The organism is Chitinophagales bacterium (genome assembly GCA_013816805.1).
Lineage (GTDB): Bacteria > Bacteroidota > Bacteroidia > Chitinophagales > UBA10324 > MGR-bin340.
Genome location: JACDDS010000004.1, coordinates 34731 through 50270 on the forward strand (window position 1 = coordinate 34731; position 15540 = coordinate 50270).

The following is a 15540-nucleotide window of genomic DNA, read 5'->3' on the forward strand; positions in this document are numbered from 1 at the left end:
AAATGTAATGAAGATATAAACTCCGGGGAACATACAATGCCGATACTTGAATTTACGAAGGCCTTGATGGCTTTTATTCCGTAAAATATTTAAATGGTTTAACCGTCAGTGCATGTAATATTTATTCATTTAAAAACAACTAACATGTACCACAACGAGTCATGCGCCGCTAAAGGCACCGATTACGGAAGCAGGAACAAACATCTTGCCTTCCGCTCCATGCAGCGAGCTGCTGTAAGCATTTACAAAACGGAGAACAGTTTTGAATTACTGGTGTTTGCACCAGGCCGCATAAAGGAAAATTTTCACATTGATGTAAAAGGAAAGGAACTTGGGATTTCTTATACACCACCTGAAGGATTTCCACGGCCTGAATGGGTGCTCCGGGAGTACAGCCGTGGCGGTTTTGTAAGAACTTTCATTATTGATGATACTGACGACGTGAAGAATATTTCAGCAAAGTATCAGGATGGAGTTTTGCAGGTGAGTGTTCCTATAATTCCTGGGAAAGAAAATATTAAACAGGAAATTAAAATCAATTAAATTTTAGGGTTGACATTAAAGTGAAGAGGCTGATCTCAAAGGCGTCATTGTGACGAAATGAAGCAATCTCAATATAAAGCCATTTGATAATTATTGAGATTGCTTCGGCCCTGGCCTTGCAAGGACGCAGTTATACCTTTGAGACAACCTCTTATTATCTATGCCAAACCAGGCATGATTATGATTCGTTTAAGTTGATATAATGTTGATCAGGATGTTGCAAACTGATCACATCAGTTCTGGTTCAACAATAAAAAAAAGCAGCAGGAGGTCTGCTGCTTTTTTAAAAAGCTTCCTGAATATTTACTGCACAGAAAATCTTTTGTTGATAGTTCCATCAGAAGCACGAATCTGAAGGATATAGATGCCCTGAGTTAATTTTTCCGAAGCGAAACTAAATTTATTTATTCCCTGCTGCAATGGTTTTGTTTCTGATAAAATCTGTTGCCCGATCTGGTTAAAAATCGTTACAAAGCTATTTCCATTATAAAGTGCATTCAACTCAACAGTAAATTGCCCGGCATTAGGATTAGGATATAAAGAAATCTGTTCGGTATTTGACTTTTGTCCGAGTTTTTTAGTTGACCTTGGCTCTTTTGATGCTGCTGCATCTTTAACATGAAGAATTTCTCCATTAATGTAATCAGTTACGTATAATTCATCATCCACGTCAGTGCCAAAGGCTGTGTACTCAAAAGGATCTTCCGTGCTTATATAACGGTTCACCCAAACACCCTTATCCTGGTAGACTGCCCGAAATATTCCTGTGCAATAATCAGCATAAATATACTTACCATACATATCCGGATAGTTTGCTCCCCGGTAAACAAAACCACCTATAATGGTGCCGCCACAGCCCGGACTTACAATATGCTCATATTCTGCTATGGGAAATGTAGGCGGGGTACCATTCGGATTACAGTCGTCTTTAAAAAAGTGGGAACCTTCCCAGCAGCTCCATCCGTAATTAAGTCCACCTTCTCCTGCTGGCTGGAAATCTATTTCTTCCCAATCATCTTGTCCAACATCACCAATCCACATATCATCAGTTAATGCATCAAAACTAAAGCGCCATGGGTTACGCAGACCAGTTGCCCATATTTCGGGAAGATAACCACTTACCCCTATAAAAGGGTTGGTTGGCGGAATGGAATAATTTTTTCCATTCTCTCCGTGGGTTACATCTATGCGGCTGACCTTTCCCAGCAAAATTCCAGGATCTTGTGCATTGTTCAATGGATCTGCAGCATCGCCTCCATCGCCAAGCGGAATGTATAAATACCCTTCACTGAAACGAATAGATCCACTGTTGTGGTTGATAAAGGGCTGCTTTACTTTCAATAATACAAGTTCACTTTGCTTTTTTGCCTGGTTTGGATTGTTTGGTTTTACACTAAACCTTGAAATTCGGGTATTACCATCTTTGTTAGTATAATTTACGTAGAAGTAGCCATTGGCCGCGTAATTTGGATCAAAGGCAAGTCCCAGTAAACCCTGTTCGTCACCGTCGGTAGTGATCAAATCGGAAATATTCAGAAAGGGCGCATCGCTCTTTTTTCCCGAAGAATTACATACCCAGATTTTGCCGGTTCGTTCCACAATAAATAACCGATCATCACCGGCATTTTCAATTCCCAGCGGCTGATTATAGCCGGAAGAAAAGGTTTTAAGTTTCAGGTTAGGTAAATGGTCCGTTTGTGCCTTTAGGAATGCTGTGGCAAACAGCAATGTGACGATTAAGGAAATTTTTTTCATTGTGTTTAATTTTAGTGATTTAATAATTAAGTAATGGGTACTATTAATTAACTGATACATGCAATGCAATTGAAAATATTAATGAGATATTATACAATGGGAATAATCAGGAATTACATGTTTATAGTTTCGATTTGACGAAGTAATTTACTGTTGCATGTAAAAGAGAATAATTAAATAGTGCGCAGCAGGAATAATTTTGTTCTAAACAGGACTATTCCTTTGTTAAAGCAGGGCGATGCCAAAATTTTTTTTATACTTTTTTTATAGTGAGTTATAAAGTACTGTTAATACATAACCGTTTACTGCCTGTTAAATGGCTTTGGATAAAAGGAAATAGATTGATTATTGGTACAATACTCTATATCTGCATTCAGCTTATTCCCTTCCAATTATTTACTACTTCTTCGATGAAAGAAACAGCCAATTTCATTGATGGTGATTTTTATTTGCAGGTTTATTCTAATTCCTCATGTGGTATTTTTTCACTGCATGTGCGAGGCATCATCAGTTATAAAAACAATAATAGATGTGATGGATTTATCGGGTAGAATTTTGTGGGAATAAAGTGCCTTACCCAATGAAGGAATAATTAACTGAAGATGGGTTTACATGGCCTTATAAATGGATATTATTTCCTGAGAATAGGAAATAATGATGTTATCCATACACTGCTGTTATCGCATTCTAATCTTGGTAAAATTATAATGACCTTTCGTCACGTGCCTTTTTCATTTTTAACTATTGGCGCTACACGGTTACCCAATAGTTCAATAGATTCCATTAGCTTAGAATGCGATAAGGCTGCATTATCCATCTGAAAAGTGATTCTGGAGATTCCGCCTAAAGCCTTGCTGTGCCGAATAATTTTTTCTGCGATTTCTTCAGGACCACCAACCAGCAAGGCACCTTGAGGGCCAACCTGGGCATCGAACTGCGATCTTCTTACGGGTGGCCAGCCACGCTCTTTACCAATCCGGGTAAATGTTTCTGCATAGCCCGGGTAGAAATCATCAATAGCTTCCTGCGTCGTATTAGCTAAATAGCCAAGAGAATGTAAGCCCACCTTCAAATTTTCAGGAGAATGGCCGGCTATTTTCCCTGCTTCTCTGTAAAGATCAACCAGCGGACGAAATCGGTGTGTTTCACCACCTATAATTGCAACCATCAACGGCAACCCGAGAGTACCGGCTCTCACAAATGATTCTGGTGTACCACCTACACCTAACCAAATAGGCAGGGGATTTTGAAAAGGCCTCGGGTAGATCGACTGATTCTTAAGTGCAGGGCGAAATTTTCCTGACCAGGTAACTATTTCATTGTCCCGTATTTTTAGCAAAAGATCCAGTTTTTCAGAAAAGAGCTCATCATAATCCTGCAGGTTCAATCCAAACAGCGGAAAAGATTCTACAAAAGAACCTCGGCCAACTACCATTTCTGCACGACCGTTTGATACCAAATCAAGCGTGGCAAAATTCTGAAATACACGTACAGGGTCGGCTGCACTAAGTACCGTTACTGCACTTGTAAGACGAATGCGTTTGGTGCGGGATGCCGCCGCGGCCAAAATGATTGTGGGCGCGGAATCAAGAAACTCTTTTCGGTGATGCTCACCAATGCCAAACACTTCGAGACCGATAGAGTCTGCATGTTCTATTCTTTCGAGTAACTGCTGTATCGAATCTGCATTGTTTGTTGTATTACCAGAGTCTTTACCAGGCATTGCTGCGGCGAAGCTATCAATCCCAATTTCCATGCTATTTGTTTTAAATCTGCTTATTTGTGATGAAGCATATAAAGGACTGCATTGGAGTCAATTCAATACTGAAGTATTATTTTTTGTTCTCAATTCAACGAAGATCCCTTGCAAAAAAGAAAAACTTTTGCCACTTAATTAGAGCGCTTTCTTTATCTGGCATTTTTTAATCTGTACAAGATGTGTGATACTTTTATAATTATGAAAATTTAATAAAATAGAAAATGAAATATTAAACCTTTCCGTTATAAACTGTCATACCATTAGAATTTTTAAATCTCCTTGCATGGCATTCCTTATCAATAAACGACGGATAGGAAATCAAATAGATTCAGCGGGAAGTTTGAAGTACTCAGATAATACATGCATAAATGTTTTCTGTTTCGCAAGTGGTCGCGGAGATTTGACAGTAGTAATCTTCTGGGTTAACTGTCATTCATCGTAAACATCAGCCAGATTGCTTATAAATAATATTCTCAAATGTCCTTCATTAAATGTTATTGCTCTTCTTCAATCTCAAACCCCAATTTCTTAATATCTTCCCAAAATCCGGGATATGATTTTTTTACTACATCAGGGTTTTCAATTTTTATTTTTTCAGACACCATCGCAAGCGGTGTGAATGCCATTGCCATTCGATGATCGAGATAAGTAGAAAAAGCGTATTCGCATGGAACAAAATTGCCGGAAATATGAATCTCCTGGTCATTGCGCGCCATAGTAATTCCACACTTTTCTAATTCCTTTCGAAGTGCATCTTCACGGTCACTTTCTTTGTATTGGAGATGCTCAAGGCCAGTAAATGAAGCTTTCTGAGAAAGTCCTGCGCAGGTAACGAAAAGGGCTGGGGCGAGATCGGGCTGATCGTTAAGATCAAAATCAAAAACATTATTTGGTTTTGTTTTGGTAAGGTGAATTCTTGCATCACCATAAGTTGTTTTTACCCCGAAATTTTCAGTTAAAGCAGCGATTGCCGCATCTCCCTGGAAACTATTTTGAAGCAGCCCTATAAGTGTTAGGTCACATTTATCTGAAAACGCTGCCATCTCATAGTAATAAGAAGCAGCACTCCAGTCCGATTCAATATAAATATCTTTTGGCAGGTATTTTTGTGGGGGCACATGAATGATGTTGTCGCTATGAGTATGGTTTATTCCGAAGTGCTTCATCAGCGAAAGAGTCATTTCAATATAGGGTTCGGAAACAACATTACCGGTAAGCTCAATCGTTAAACCTTCTTCTAAACAAGGAGCTATCATAAGCAGCGCTGAAGCAAACTGACTGCTTATACCGGACTGAACGGCTACGCGCCCCCCCTTGATATTACCACCTGAAATTTTTAAGGGCGGATAATTTTCTTGTTCCAGGTATTCAATAGTTGCACCCAATTTACGAAGCGGCTTCACTAAATCAGAGATCGGGCGTTGCTTCATTCGCCGGCTTCCTGTTAAAATCCATTCGCCTTTTTTTATGGCAAGAAATGCAGTCATAAAACGGAAGGAAGTTCCGGCATCATGTGCATCGAAAGTTGCTCCTGAAGAACGCAGGAGCTGCTGCAACACTATGGTATCATTGGAATCGGAAAGATTTTTTTTGGTAATATCCGCTTTCATCAATGCCTCGATAATCAGCACGCGGTTACTGATACTTTTGGATCCACTCAGATGGATGATCCCATTAATATTTTTATCTTTTTTTGAAATACAATACTTCACGCAAGTACAGTCTATTAGTTATAAGCCTTTATTTAAAAATTTAATGGCATTACTAATTTCTTCATCTTTTACTTCGACGTTAATTACCGGTTCGCCAATATTTTTTAATAATGAAAATTGAATTCGTCCATAGCTATTTTTCTTATCATGGAGCATCAGTTGTTGTAAATTTTCAGAAGCAATCCCTGCCAAATCGATCGGAGGGAAATGGCTTCGTATAAATGACACAACCTTATTCATTTTTTTTGGGGGGAACCCACAAACCTTTAGAGAAAGATACAGCTCGCCAATCATCCCTGCCGCCACACAATATCCATGCAGCGTTCTAATTCCTGTGCTTATCAGGGCGCTTTCCACAGCGTGACCAATGGTGTGACCGAAATTGAGAATTTTGCGCAACCCTTTTTCATTCGGATCTTTTTCAGTGACGGATAGTTTTATCTCTATGGAATCAGAGACAATTTTTTTCCAATCGACATCTTGCAGTTTTTTTATTGCAGTTACCCGTTTCCAGAATTCACCACCGGAAAGAAGGCCATGTTTTATTACCTCTGCAAATCCATTCACAGTCTCTTCTAAAGGAAGTGTTTTCAGAAATTCTGTGTTCACAAAGGTCGCGGCAGGATTTTGGAAAATGCCGACCTGGTTTTTGTAATTAAGAAAATCAATTCCCTGCTTTCCTCCGTACGCTGCATCAACCTGGGCTAAAAGGGTAGTGGGTATATGTATAAAATTGATACCTCGCTTATACGTTCCTGCAGCAAATCCACCCAAATCGCAAACTACACCACCTCCCAGGTTGATGAGTACTGCGTTTCGATCAGCATTAGTTTCTGTAAGCTCTTTCCAAACCTGCTTTGCAGTATCCAGGTTTTTATGCTGTTCTCCGGAAGGTATTTCAATAACCACATGCTCATTAAAAGATTCGAAGACATTCAGGCAGGCAGGCAGGCAAAGCTTTGAAGTATTATCATCAACAAGGATAAAAAGTTTTGAATAATTTTTTTTTGTAAGAAAATTTAAAACCTCTTTTCGAAAATTTTTAGAAAAAATATTTTTCCTGGTTTGGTTTTGTTTCACAGTAGCCATGTTCCTTTACAATTTCTAACTACTGTTAGAATCGGTTTAGGGAAAATCTAAAAAAAATATAATTATTAAGTATTTATGAACGCACCACTTCCCCTTTAGGCTGGTCTTTGCTTGTTATATTCATAATATCCACCTGTGTCCTGATTGATTCATCGTGGATTTGCATATATAGCTGCTTTACAAAATCACGTTTTAAACCCAGGTTTTCTCCCAATTCAAGCACTTTCTTTAGTACCTCTTCCCAGCGGCTTACCTGGAAAACAATCACGTTATTATCGCGCTTCCAATCACCGATCTCTTTTGAAAGAAGCATACGCGAGGATAATGTTTGCAGCAGGTCTTCATCCAGCTCATTAATCTTATCCCTTAACTCCTGCAATTTACTCTTCTCCGTTTCTTCTAGAGGATCCCGGATTACGAGATTGGAAATAATCTCGTACAGCCGATCCGGTGTAATCTGCTGACGGGCATCGCTGAGAGCTCTTAAAGGATCAATATGAGTTTCAATCATCAATCCATCGTAATGTAAATCCATGGCCTTTTGCGATACATGCGCAGTAAGGTGAGTATTTCCGCAAATATGACTGGGATCGCAAATCATTGGTAATTCAGGGCACATGGTTTTTAATTCAAGAGCTGTTTCCCATTGTGGCTGATTGCGATATGCAGTAACTTCGTAGGAATGAAACCCGCGATGTACTGTTGCCATTTTTTTTATCCCTACGCGATTAAAACGTTCAAGAGCACCGATCCACAACTGAAGATCCGGGTAGGCAGGATTCTTTATAAGAACGGGAACATCAACCCCTCTTAAAGCATTCGCTAATTCCTGAACAGAAAATGGATTTACTGTAGTACGTGCGCCTATCCAAAGAATATCGATGCCGTTCTTAAGCGCTTTTTCGATGTGCATTGGGTTGGCAACTTCAGTGGTAAGCCAGGCACCTGTTTCTTCTTTCACCCGCTTCATCCAATCCAGTCCAATAACCCCTATTCCTTCAAACTGGCCAGGCCTGGTACGTGGCTTCCAAATTCCTGCGCGAAAAACAAACTGATTAAAATATTTTTTTATGCCGAGGGCAGTTTTAATCAACTGGTCTTCCGATTCAGCGCTGCAAGGGCCTGCAATAAGTACCGGCTTTGAGTCAAATGGAAGCCATTCCTGCAAAGGAATAAGTTCAAGTTCTAATCGTTTTGTGCTCATGATTTTGCATTTGTAAAATTTCCCTTTCGGTATTCACCTAATATAGAAAGATTGAAAGTTTTTTTCAGCACTCGTGTTATTGCCTTCTCATAATTTGCATACTTATCCCATTCCAAATCCACCAGAAAAATATATTCATTTGGCCTTCCTACGATTGGTATGCTTTGAATTTTTGTCATGTTGATCCAGTAATCGCCAAAGATATCAACTACTTTCATCAGGCTTCGTGGCGAATTATCCAGCTGGAAACTGATAGATGCTTTGTTGGCTTCTGAAATTTTGATATTCTTATCTGTCAGAACAAGAAAACGGGTGTAATTTTTTTTGTGAGTTTCTATGTTACTGTTAAGGATTGTCATTCCAAAGGTTTCGGCGGCAGCATCGCCAGCAATCACAGCAGTAGTTGTCAGGTTCTTTTCCCTGACATTTTTTGCACATTCTGCAGTATCATTTAAGGCAACCACTTTTTTATCCGGATATCGCATTAAAAATTCTTCACATTGCCGGATAGCCATAGGGTGGGAGTGAATGAATTCTATTTCCTCAATCCGGACACCATTCAGGCCCATCAGGTGCAATTCAATATGCAGGTACGCTTCACCTATAATTCGAAGCTTATAATCGGTAATAAGATTGTAATTAGTGAGGATGGTACCTGCTATGGAATTTTCAATTGCCATCACACAGTAATCCGCTTCATTTTCAATAAGTTTTTCGCATGAAAGCCTGAAGCTGTTACATTCTACCAGCTCTATGTCACGACCAAAAAACTTTCTTGCAGCAACATCATGAAAGGATGCTTCTATGCCTTGAATTGAAACTTTCTTTTTTCGCATCTGGTTAAAATATTGCTGGCAACAAAGGTAATTGAAAATGTGAACGAAGAAAGAAAAAGCCGATGAAACGTGCGCGGGATAAGGGTTTTAACTAACAAAGGTTAGTTTGCAATCCTATCCGTATTTTTTTGATGGTGTTAATATAAAGATGAAAGCAATGATCTACAAAAACATGGATTCATATATTCAAAGCATCAAAACAGCGTTCGTAGATTACCTTCGCGGTTTATAGTTTTAAGTTAAATCAGGCCTAATGAAGAAGCTATCACATTGTAAGTTTAAAGTATGTAAGTTTCAATCTATATTGTCTTTATTTTCCCTTTATCTTCTGATAGGTTCTTGCTGCGTGGCACAGGGAAATTCCTTATTGTGGGAAATTTCAGGTAATGGGATTCATTCACCTTCATACCTGTATGGCACTATGCATTCCCGCGACAACCGGGTATTCCATTTGGCCGATTCAGTGATGATAAAGTTCGAAAAATGCGAGGCCTTTGCTATGGAAGTCGTAATAGACAATGCACTGCAGGGAAAAGTGATGGATGCAATTTTAATGGATTCATCCCATTCCTTGATCCGATTATTGAATGAAGCCCAGTTTGATTCAGTGGATGCTTACTGTAAAAAAAACTTTGGATATAGCATCTCATTTTTCAATAAGGTAAAACCAATATATACAGCTGTATTGTTATCACAGGCAGAAAGTGAAGACAATGACTCGCTGCATGCGAAGAAATTACTTTTCCTGGATCAGTATTTACAAACTATGGCGATGCACCAGCATAAAAAAATTTATGGACTGGAGACAGCAGAAGAACAGCTTCTTATTTTTGATGCACTCAGTTATAAAGATCAGGCTTGCATCCTGATGCAAACAATCCGGAAAACAGGAAGTGATGTTTCCGAATATGAAGAGATGATGAAATATTACACAGGTAATAATTTAGTAAAGATGATGGAGTTTGAAAATGACTTTTCATTACCCGATACCTTATTTAATGCATTGTTTACGCGGCGAAACCACCGCATGTGTGAGCACATTGATAGTATAATAAAGAGCTTTAGCACATTCATAGCCGTTGGCGCCGGACACCTTGGGGGTGAGAAAGGTTTGGTGAGCCTGCTTCGTGAAAAAGGATTTACTGTTATTCCTGTAATCCCTTCGTATAAAAATTATTTAGAAACCGGATGGTATCAGTTTACATCTCCGCAAAATCTTTTTACTATTCAATTTCCGGAGCCACCGGAATTAACAGTTGACCGGCGGGATTCTTTAGATCTGTTTCTTTACACAAGCCCTATTGCTGTCACAGAGAAGAGTAATTTATATTCCGTTTATATAATCAATTATACGAATATTAAGCCGGACTCTGAAAAATTTTTCTTTGAAAACCCTTCTGCGTTATTCCCGGATGAAACGGTTATTCCGGGGCACGTTGAGAAAATATTATGGAATGATTGGCCTGCCCGTTCAACTACCTATGTTATGAAGGGCGGAAAAATGATCACTGTTCTGGCGATTCAGATGAAAAACAAATTAGTAATACTAAAGGCAGAAGACACAAAGAAGATTACAAGGTTAAACCGGGAGCGTTTTTATAATTCATTTAAACTGGTCTCTTGAGGCTGCCTGCTGAGGAAGCTTCTGAATTTTTAACGCACGGTAAAGTTATAGCCGTTCCCACTGAAACCGTGTACGGATTGGCCGCGCTCGCAACAAATCCGCAGGCAATAGCTAAGGTTTTTGAAATTAAAAACCGCCCGGCAGATAATCCGCTGATATGCCATTTTTATTCCCTTGAACAAATAGAAAAATTTGCTGCATCTATTTCCGGTAATACCAGATTTTTGATTAAACACTTTTCCCCCGGACCAATCAGCTACCTGATTGATTTACCCTCAGAGTCACCCCTCTTCTTTGCAACCTGCGGCAGGAAACAAATGATTGCGCGTATCCCGGATCATCCGGTCTTTCTTACTATACTAAAAAAGATAAATGTGCCTCTTGCAGCGCCAAGCGCAAATACTTCAGGAAGAGTTTCGCCTACTTCGATTGAAATGGTAGAAAAAGATTTAGGTAACAATATTGATGGCTCAGTTGATGGCGGTTATTCAAAAATTGGCTTAGAATCCACTATCATAGATGCACGCTCAGTAAATCAAATTATTATACTTCGCCCGGGAGCTATTGGTGAAACAGAAATACAAACCATTTTACCCGATGTTTCTATACAAAGGGTTACTTCAGCCAATAGTGCCGAAGCAACGCCCGGATCCAGGTATACACATTATGCCCCAAAAACGCCGATCTATTGGTTACCTGAGGAACACCGACTTGTTTCAAATGCCATAATACTTCACACAGATGAACAGTTAAAAGATTTTAAATCTGAACAGGGAAAATATTTTTCTAAAAATAATATACACCTGGTAAGCCTTGGTTCAGTAAACAATTTACCAGAACTTGCACAGCATTTTTATGAACGCTTGTCTTCCATTGATTTATTGCAGTTGCCAATAGCATTCATGCTTAAAGTCAATTGGGGAAACTCTTCACTAAGCAAAGCAATAGAAAACAGGATGGACAAAATAATTCAGCATTCGGAATTTTAATCCCGAAACGACTTATGCTTCATTTGAGTATTATTCTTCATGAAAAATTCCTTCATTTACCCAAAAATAACTCCATGTGCCGCCGGATGCGGTGCTCCAATCATTAAGATTGAAAGAACCATTTCCATTCAATGCATTTTCAATTTTATAAATTTTTACCGCCTGGCTATTCCTGTTCCAGGTAAGCTTGGTGTTAGGTTGACATACTTCCGGTCCTAAATCAGTTTTTTGCAGAAAGAAAGCAGTTCCGTTTCCATAGCCAAAAACAGTAGCGATATTATTCGCATCAATGCACACTGCTGTTTCTTCCTCTACGCCGATACCTTTAGCATTCATACTCCAATCCTGTACCATCCGCGCAAGGAAAACAGTATGCCGCCCCTTGCGATCCGGATTATCGTAATGGGTATCGGTGATGGTTTGCTGCAGTATGGGAATATCAATAAAATCATCTCTGCCTAATGTTACTCTCCTGTCGTAAGGATTATTAAGGGCCTGCGAAGAAGTGACCGTGCCATATTGTGCCGAAAAATAAACATGGCCGAGGATGGCGCAACCTGCACTCGTACCACCGACAGGCACATGCCTGGTGTTAATCAAATAATTAATTGCATCTTCTACTTTGGTATTTTTCCAAAATTTTACATAGTCCCACTGGTCGCCTCCGGCAATAAAAAGTGCCTCTGCATTTTTTATTTTTGATTCGATAGATGGTTTATTGGCCATTTCTATGGAGGTGATAATAATGGTTTCTACTGAGTTTACCTTACCGAGGTTATAGATATAATCGTTATAGGCATCGGTTCCCGTTGCGCGTATCACTACAAAGTCTCCACCACCGCTGCGGTCAATCATCCATTCAAACGCTTCATCTACATCGGTGCTTCCACCCATTAAACAAAGCCACTCTGAGTGGTGGTTTGCACATTGGCAGGATCACCTTTAATGAGTGCTTTCTCAGTGGTTTGGGGTATTAACGTTGATTTATTGAAAGGTTGTGAAACGGGTATCCTGGATTTATAAACAGGCAATTCATCTTTTTTGCAGCTGATTAATGAAGTAAGGAGCAGCAAAAAAAGTGGAATTATTTTTTTTATGGTTAAAGTCCCCATATAAAGTATTATAAATAAGTCTCACGCATCGATTATATAATACCTTTTTAAGTCGCTAGCTCGCCGATAAGAATCTCCATTCATTTTATTTCTCAAATAAAAGCTGCAGGTAATATGCTACTTTCTTTTTTTAGTGGCTTTAGCTGCTACGTTGAAGTCAAGAGCAAGACTGATCCAATAATTTAAATCTTTTTTTGATTTCATTCCTTCTTTACTGATAAGTACCCATCCTTTGTATTCCCGTCCCCGCATTTTTACTGTTCTGCAACCTTTCTTTTCTACTGCTGCATTGTGCAAAGCGGGATCAATGCGGCACATTATTTCATCATCACCAACGCTTATACACATTTTTCCATTTACCATAAAAGCGATGCCCCTAAACATTCTTTTTTCTTCTACATTTAAAATGCCGGTAAGTGCTTCTCTTACTCTTGTAGCAAGCTTTGGATTATATGCCATAGAGCCGTCTTACTAATGATCCGGAATGTTGAAGCCATAAGAATCGTTCCCAGGAAAGTTTCGTGATCCCGATGCGATTCGAACGCATGGCCCACAGCTTAGAAGGCTGTTGCTCTATCCAACTGAGCTACGGGACCAAAAGGAAAAAATAGGAAAAACACGAGTGTACATTTCCAAAGAATGGTATTTTTTCCAGCCTTCTTAATAAATTAAGCGTCACTTTTTACCGTACAATTCCTAGGAAAAATGTCAGGATATCAATCTTACGTTAATGGCATTTTGTCCTTTTTTTCCTTCTGTAACATCAAAAGAAACTTTGTCATTTTCGTTTATCTCATTGATCAGACCTGTGGCATGTACAAAGATTTCTTCTCCGGATTCATCATCCACAATAAAGCCGAAGCCTTTTGCCTTATTAAAAAATTTTACTTTTCCAGTGTTCATTTAAAGATTATTAATTTTTATTAAAATTGCCCACAAAGATAAAAATTAAAATAACCAAAAATCAATTAACCACTCTGCTGAGTTAAACTTTACCCAAATCACTAACCGTTTCTAGCGTATTCATCCATTAACATTCATCCTTAATCTGCTATCTTTGCAACGAATGGAAAACATCAGGAATTTCTGCATTATAGCTCATATTGATCATGGTAAAAGTACCCTCGCAGACCGGTTATTAGAGAAGACAAATACCATAACAGGGCGCCAAATGATGGCACAAGTACTCGATGATATGGACCTGGAACGTGAAAAAGGAATTACCATCAAGAGCCACGCCATTCAGATGAGTTATTCATTGCACGGTAAGAAATATATACTCAACCTGATTGATACTCCCGGCCATGTTGACTTTAGCTATGAAGTATCACGGGCCATCGCCTCCTGTGAGGGCGCTTTACTGCTGGTAGATGCCACTCAGGGGATACAGGCTCAAACCATATCCAACCTTTATCTAGCCATTGACAGTAACCTGGAAATAATTCCGGTTATCAATAAAATAGATATGGATGGAGCCATGATCGAAGAAACAAAAGACCAGATCGTGGACCTTATTGGGTGCAAGCGGGAAGATATATTACTGGCTAGCGGCAAAACAGGAGAGGGAGTTGATGATATGCTGGAAACTATAGTCCAGCGTGTTCCTGCACCTAAAGGCGATTCTTCTGCACCCTTGCAAGCCCTGATATTTGATTCCGTATTCAATTCCTATCGCGGTGTAATTGTTTATTATCGTGTATTCAACGGTGAACTAAGAAAAGGCGATCACGTTAAATTTTTTAATGCTGGAAGCGAATACGATGCTGAAGAAGTAGGTGCACTTTTGTTAGAAAAATCACCCCGTGAAGCAGTTAAAACCGGCGATGTTGGCTACCTTATAACAGGTATTAAGGATGCAAGTGAAGTAAAAGTAGGGGATACTATTACCCTGAAAGATCGCCCGTGCAAAGAATCCATTCATGGATTTGAACATGTAAAGCCAATGGTGTTTGCAGGCGTTTACCCGGTGGATACAGATGACTACCAGGAACTGAGAGAGAGCATGGAGAAGCTTCGGCTTAATGATGCCTCGCTTACCTTCGAACCTGAATCATCAGCGGCGTTGGGTTTTGGTTTTCGCTGTGGTTTTCTGGGAATGCTTCACCTGGAAATTATCCAGGAGCGTCTGGACAGGGAGTTTGACATGCCGGTGATCACTACCGTTCCCAACGTTTCTTATCATGTGTATACTACAAATGGTGAAATGAAGATTCTAAATAATCCGAGCGAGTTTCCGGATCCCACGCAGCTTGATCACATTGAAGAGCCTTATATCAAAGCACAGATCATCACCAAGCCCGAATATATAGGTAGCATCATGTCCCTCTGCATCAGCAAGCGGGGATTCTTAAAGAACCAACATTATCTCACTCCTTCTCGCATAGAGATCACGTTTGAAATGCCGCTGGCGGAAATTGTTTTCGATTTTTATGATAAGCTGAAATCAATCTCCCGCGGCTATGCTTCTTTCGATTACCATCCCATTGAATACAGACCCGGGGAGCTGGTAAAGCTCGATATTAAGCTGAATAGCGAAAACGTAGATGCGCTCTCAGCACTAATCCATAAAGACAGAGCGTATGATTTTGGAAGAAGGATCTGCGAAAAGCTTAAAGAGCTGTTACCTCGTCAGCAGTTTGTAATCGCCATCCAGGCCGCGATTGGGGCTAAGATCATCGCCCGTGAGACCATTTCTGCGTTGAGGAAAGATGTAATTGCAAAATGCTATGGTGGCGATATTTCCCGCAAACGCAAACTGCTGGAGAAGCAGAAAAAGGGAAAGAAAAGAATGCGACAGATTGGAAACGTGGAAGTCCCGCAAACGGCATTTCTTGCCGTGTTAAAGCTGGAGGATTAATTTGTGAGCATTTCTAACTTTTTACTCACTCTTATCGCGCCCAAGAAGAGACAATCAAAG

15 protein-coding genes and 1 tRNA gene are annotated in these 15540 nt (G+C 39.6%); 5 read left to right on the forward strand and 11 right to left on the reverse strand.

The genetic code is table 11. The features are described from left to right. Positions 1-144: 144 nt before the first annotated feature. Positions 145-543 (forward strand): Hsp20/alpha crystallin family protein, encoded by a 399-nt coding sequence (locus H0W62_04115; protein MBA3647726.1) that lies wholly within the window; start codon positions 145-147, stop codon positions 541-543. Between the two features lie 303 nt (positions 544-846). Here the strand turns inward: H0W62_04115 and H0W62_04120 are convergent, their stop codons facing one another. Further along, on the reverse strand, positions 847-2298 hold the full coding sequence (locus tag H0W62_04120; GenBank protein ID MBA3647727.1) for a PQQ-dependent sugar dehydrogenase: 1452 nt from the start codon (positions 2296-2298) through the stop codon (positions 847-849). 269 nt (positions 2299-2567) lie between these two features. Here H0W62_04120 and H0W62_04125 point away from each other — a divergent pair, with 269 nt between their 5' ends. Then, a complete protein-coding gene (locus H0W62_04125) occupies positions 2568-2849 on the forward strand; it encodes a hypothetical protein (GenBank protein ID MBA3647728.1) in 282 nt (93 codons plus the stop codon). Positions 2850-3016: 167 nt separating this feature from the next. Here the strand turns inward: H0W62_04125 and H0W62_04130 are convergent, their stop codons facing one another. The 5 genes from H0W62_04130 to H0W62_04150 all read right to left on the reverse strand — a co-directional run bounded on the left by H0W62_04130 (position 3017) and on the right by H0W62_04150 (position 8898). Next, entirely contained in the window at positions 3017-4054 is a 1038-nt protein-coding gene (locus H0W62_04130; protein ID MBA3647729.1) for an LLM class flavin-dependent oxidoreductase, read from the reverse strand. Positions 4055-4551: 497 nt separating this feature from the next. Beyond that, a complete protein-coding gene (gene aroA / locus H0W62_04135; protein ID MBA3647730.1) occupies positions 4552-5757 on the reverse strand; it encodes a 3-phosphoshikimate 1-carboxyvinyltransferase in 1206 nt (401 codons plus the stop codon). Between the two features lie 30 nt (positions 5758-5787). Continuing rightward, positions 5788-6858 (reverse strand): 3-dehydroquinate synthase, encoded by a 1071-nt coding sequence (gene aroB, locus H0W62_04140; protein MBA3647731.1) that lies wholly within the window; start codon positions 6856-6858, stop codon positions 5788-5790. 73 nt (positions 6859-6931) lie between these two features. After that, complete coding sequence (locus H0W62_04145) at positions 6932-8062, reverse strand: bifunctional 3-deoxy-7-phosphoheptulonate synthase/chorismate mutase type II (GenBank protein ID MBA3647732.1); 1131 nt, start codon at positions 8060-8062, stop codon at positions 6932-6934. Beyond that, entirely contained in the window at positions 8059-8898 is an 840-nt protein-coding gene (locus tag H0W62_04150; GenBank protein MBA3647733.1) for a prephenate dehydratase, read from the reverse strand. The genes H0W62_04145 and H0W62_04150 overlap by 4 nt, the downstream gene beginning before the upstream one ends. Positions 8899-9151: 253 nt before the next feature. Between H0W62_04150 and H0W62_04155 the strand changes: the two genes are divergently transcribed. Continuing rightward, on the forward strand, positions 9152-10522 hold the full coding sequence (locus H0W62_04155) for a TraB/GumN family protein (protein ID MBA3647734.1): 1371 nt from the start codon (positions 9152-9154) through the stop codon (positions 10520-10522). After that, positions 10519-11511: a threonylcarbamoyl-AMP synthase gene (locus H0W62_04160; protein ID MBA3647735.1), complete on the forward strand. Its 993-nt coding sequence runs from the start codon at positions 10519-10521 to the stop codon at positions 11509-11511. Before H0W62_04155 ends, H0W62_04160 begins: the two co-directional genes overlap by 4 nt. Positions 11512-11541: 30 nt before the next feature. Here H0W62_04160 and H0W62_04165 read toward each other — a convergent pair whose 3' ends face one another. The 5 genes from H0W62_04165 to H0W62_04185 form a co-directional block, all read right to left on the reverse strand. Then, entirely contained in the window at positions 11542-12405 is an 864-nt protein-coding gene (locus H0W62_04165; GenBank protein MBA3647736.1) for a cyanophycinase, read from the reverse strand. Continuing rightward, positions 12405-12623, reverse strand: a complete 219-nt coding sequence (locus H0W62_04170) for a hypothetical protein (GenBank protein MBA3647737.1) — start codon at positions 12621-12623, stop codon at positions 12405-12407. Before H0W62_04170 ends, H0W62_04165 begins: the two co-directional genes overlap by 1 nt. A gap of 117 nt (positions 12624-12740) precedes the next feature. Beyond that, on the reverse strand, positions 12741-13082 hold the full coding sequence (locus H0W62_04175; GenBank protein MBA3647738.1) for a TfoX/Sxy family protein: 342 nt from the start codon (positions 13080-13082) through the stop codon (positions 12741-12743). Between the two features lie 63 nt (positions 13083-13145). Next, positions 13146-13219 (reverse strand) — tRNA-Arg (locus H0W62_04180). 112 nt (positions 13220-13331) lie between these two features. Continuing rightward, the gene (locus H0W62_04185) at positions 13332-13526 is read right to left on the reverse strand and encodes a cold shock domain-containing protein (protein ID MBA3647739.1); all 195 of its coding nucleotides are present in this window, start codon (positions 13524-13526) and stop codon (positions 13332-13334) included. A 163-nt stretch (positions 13527-13689) separates the two neighbouring features. Here H0W62_04185 and lepA point away from each other — a divergent pair, with 163 nt between their 5' ends. Then, positions 13690-15480: an elongation factor 4 gene (gene lepA / locus H0W62_04190; protein MBA3647740.1), complete on the forward strand. Its 1791-nt coding sequence runs from the start codon at positions 13690-13692 to the stop codon at positions 15478-15480. The last annotated feature ends 60 nt before the right edge of the window (positions 15481-15540 follow it).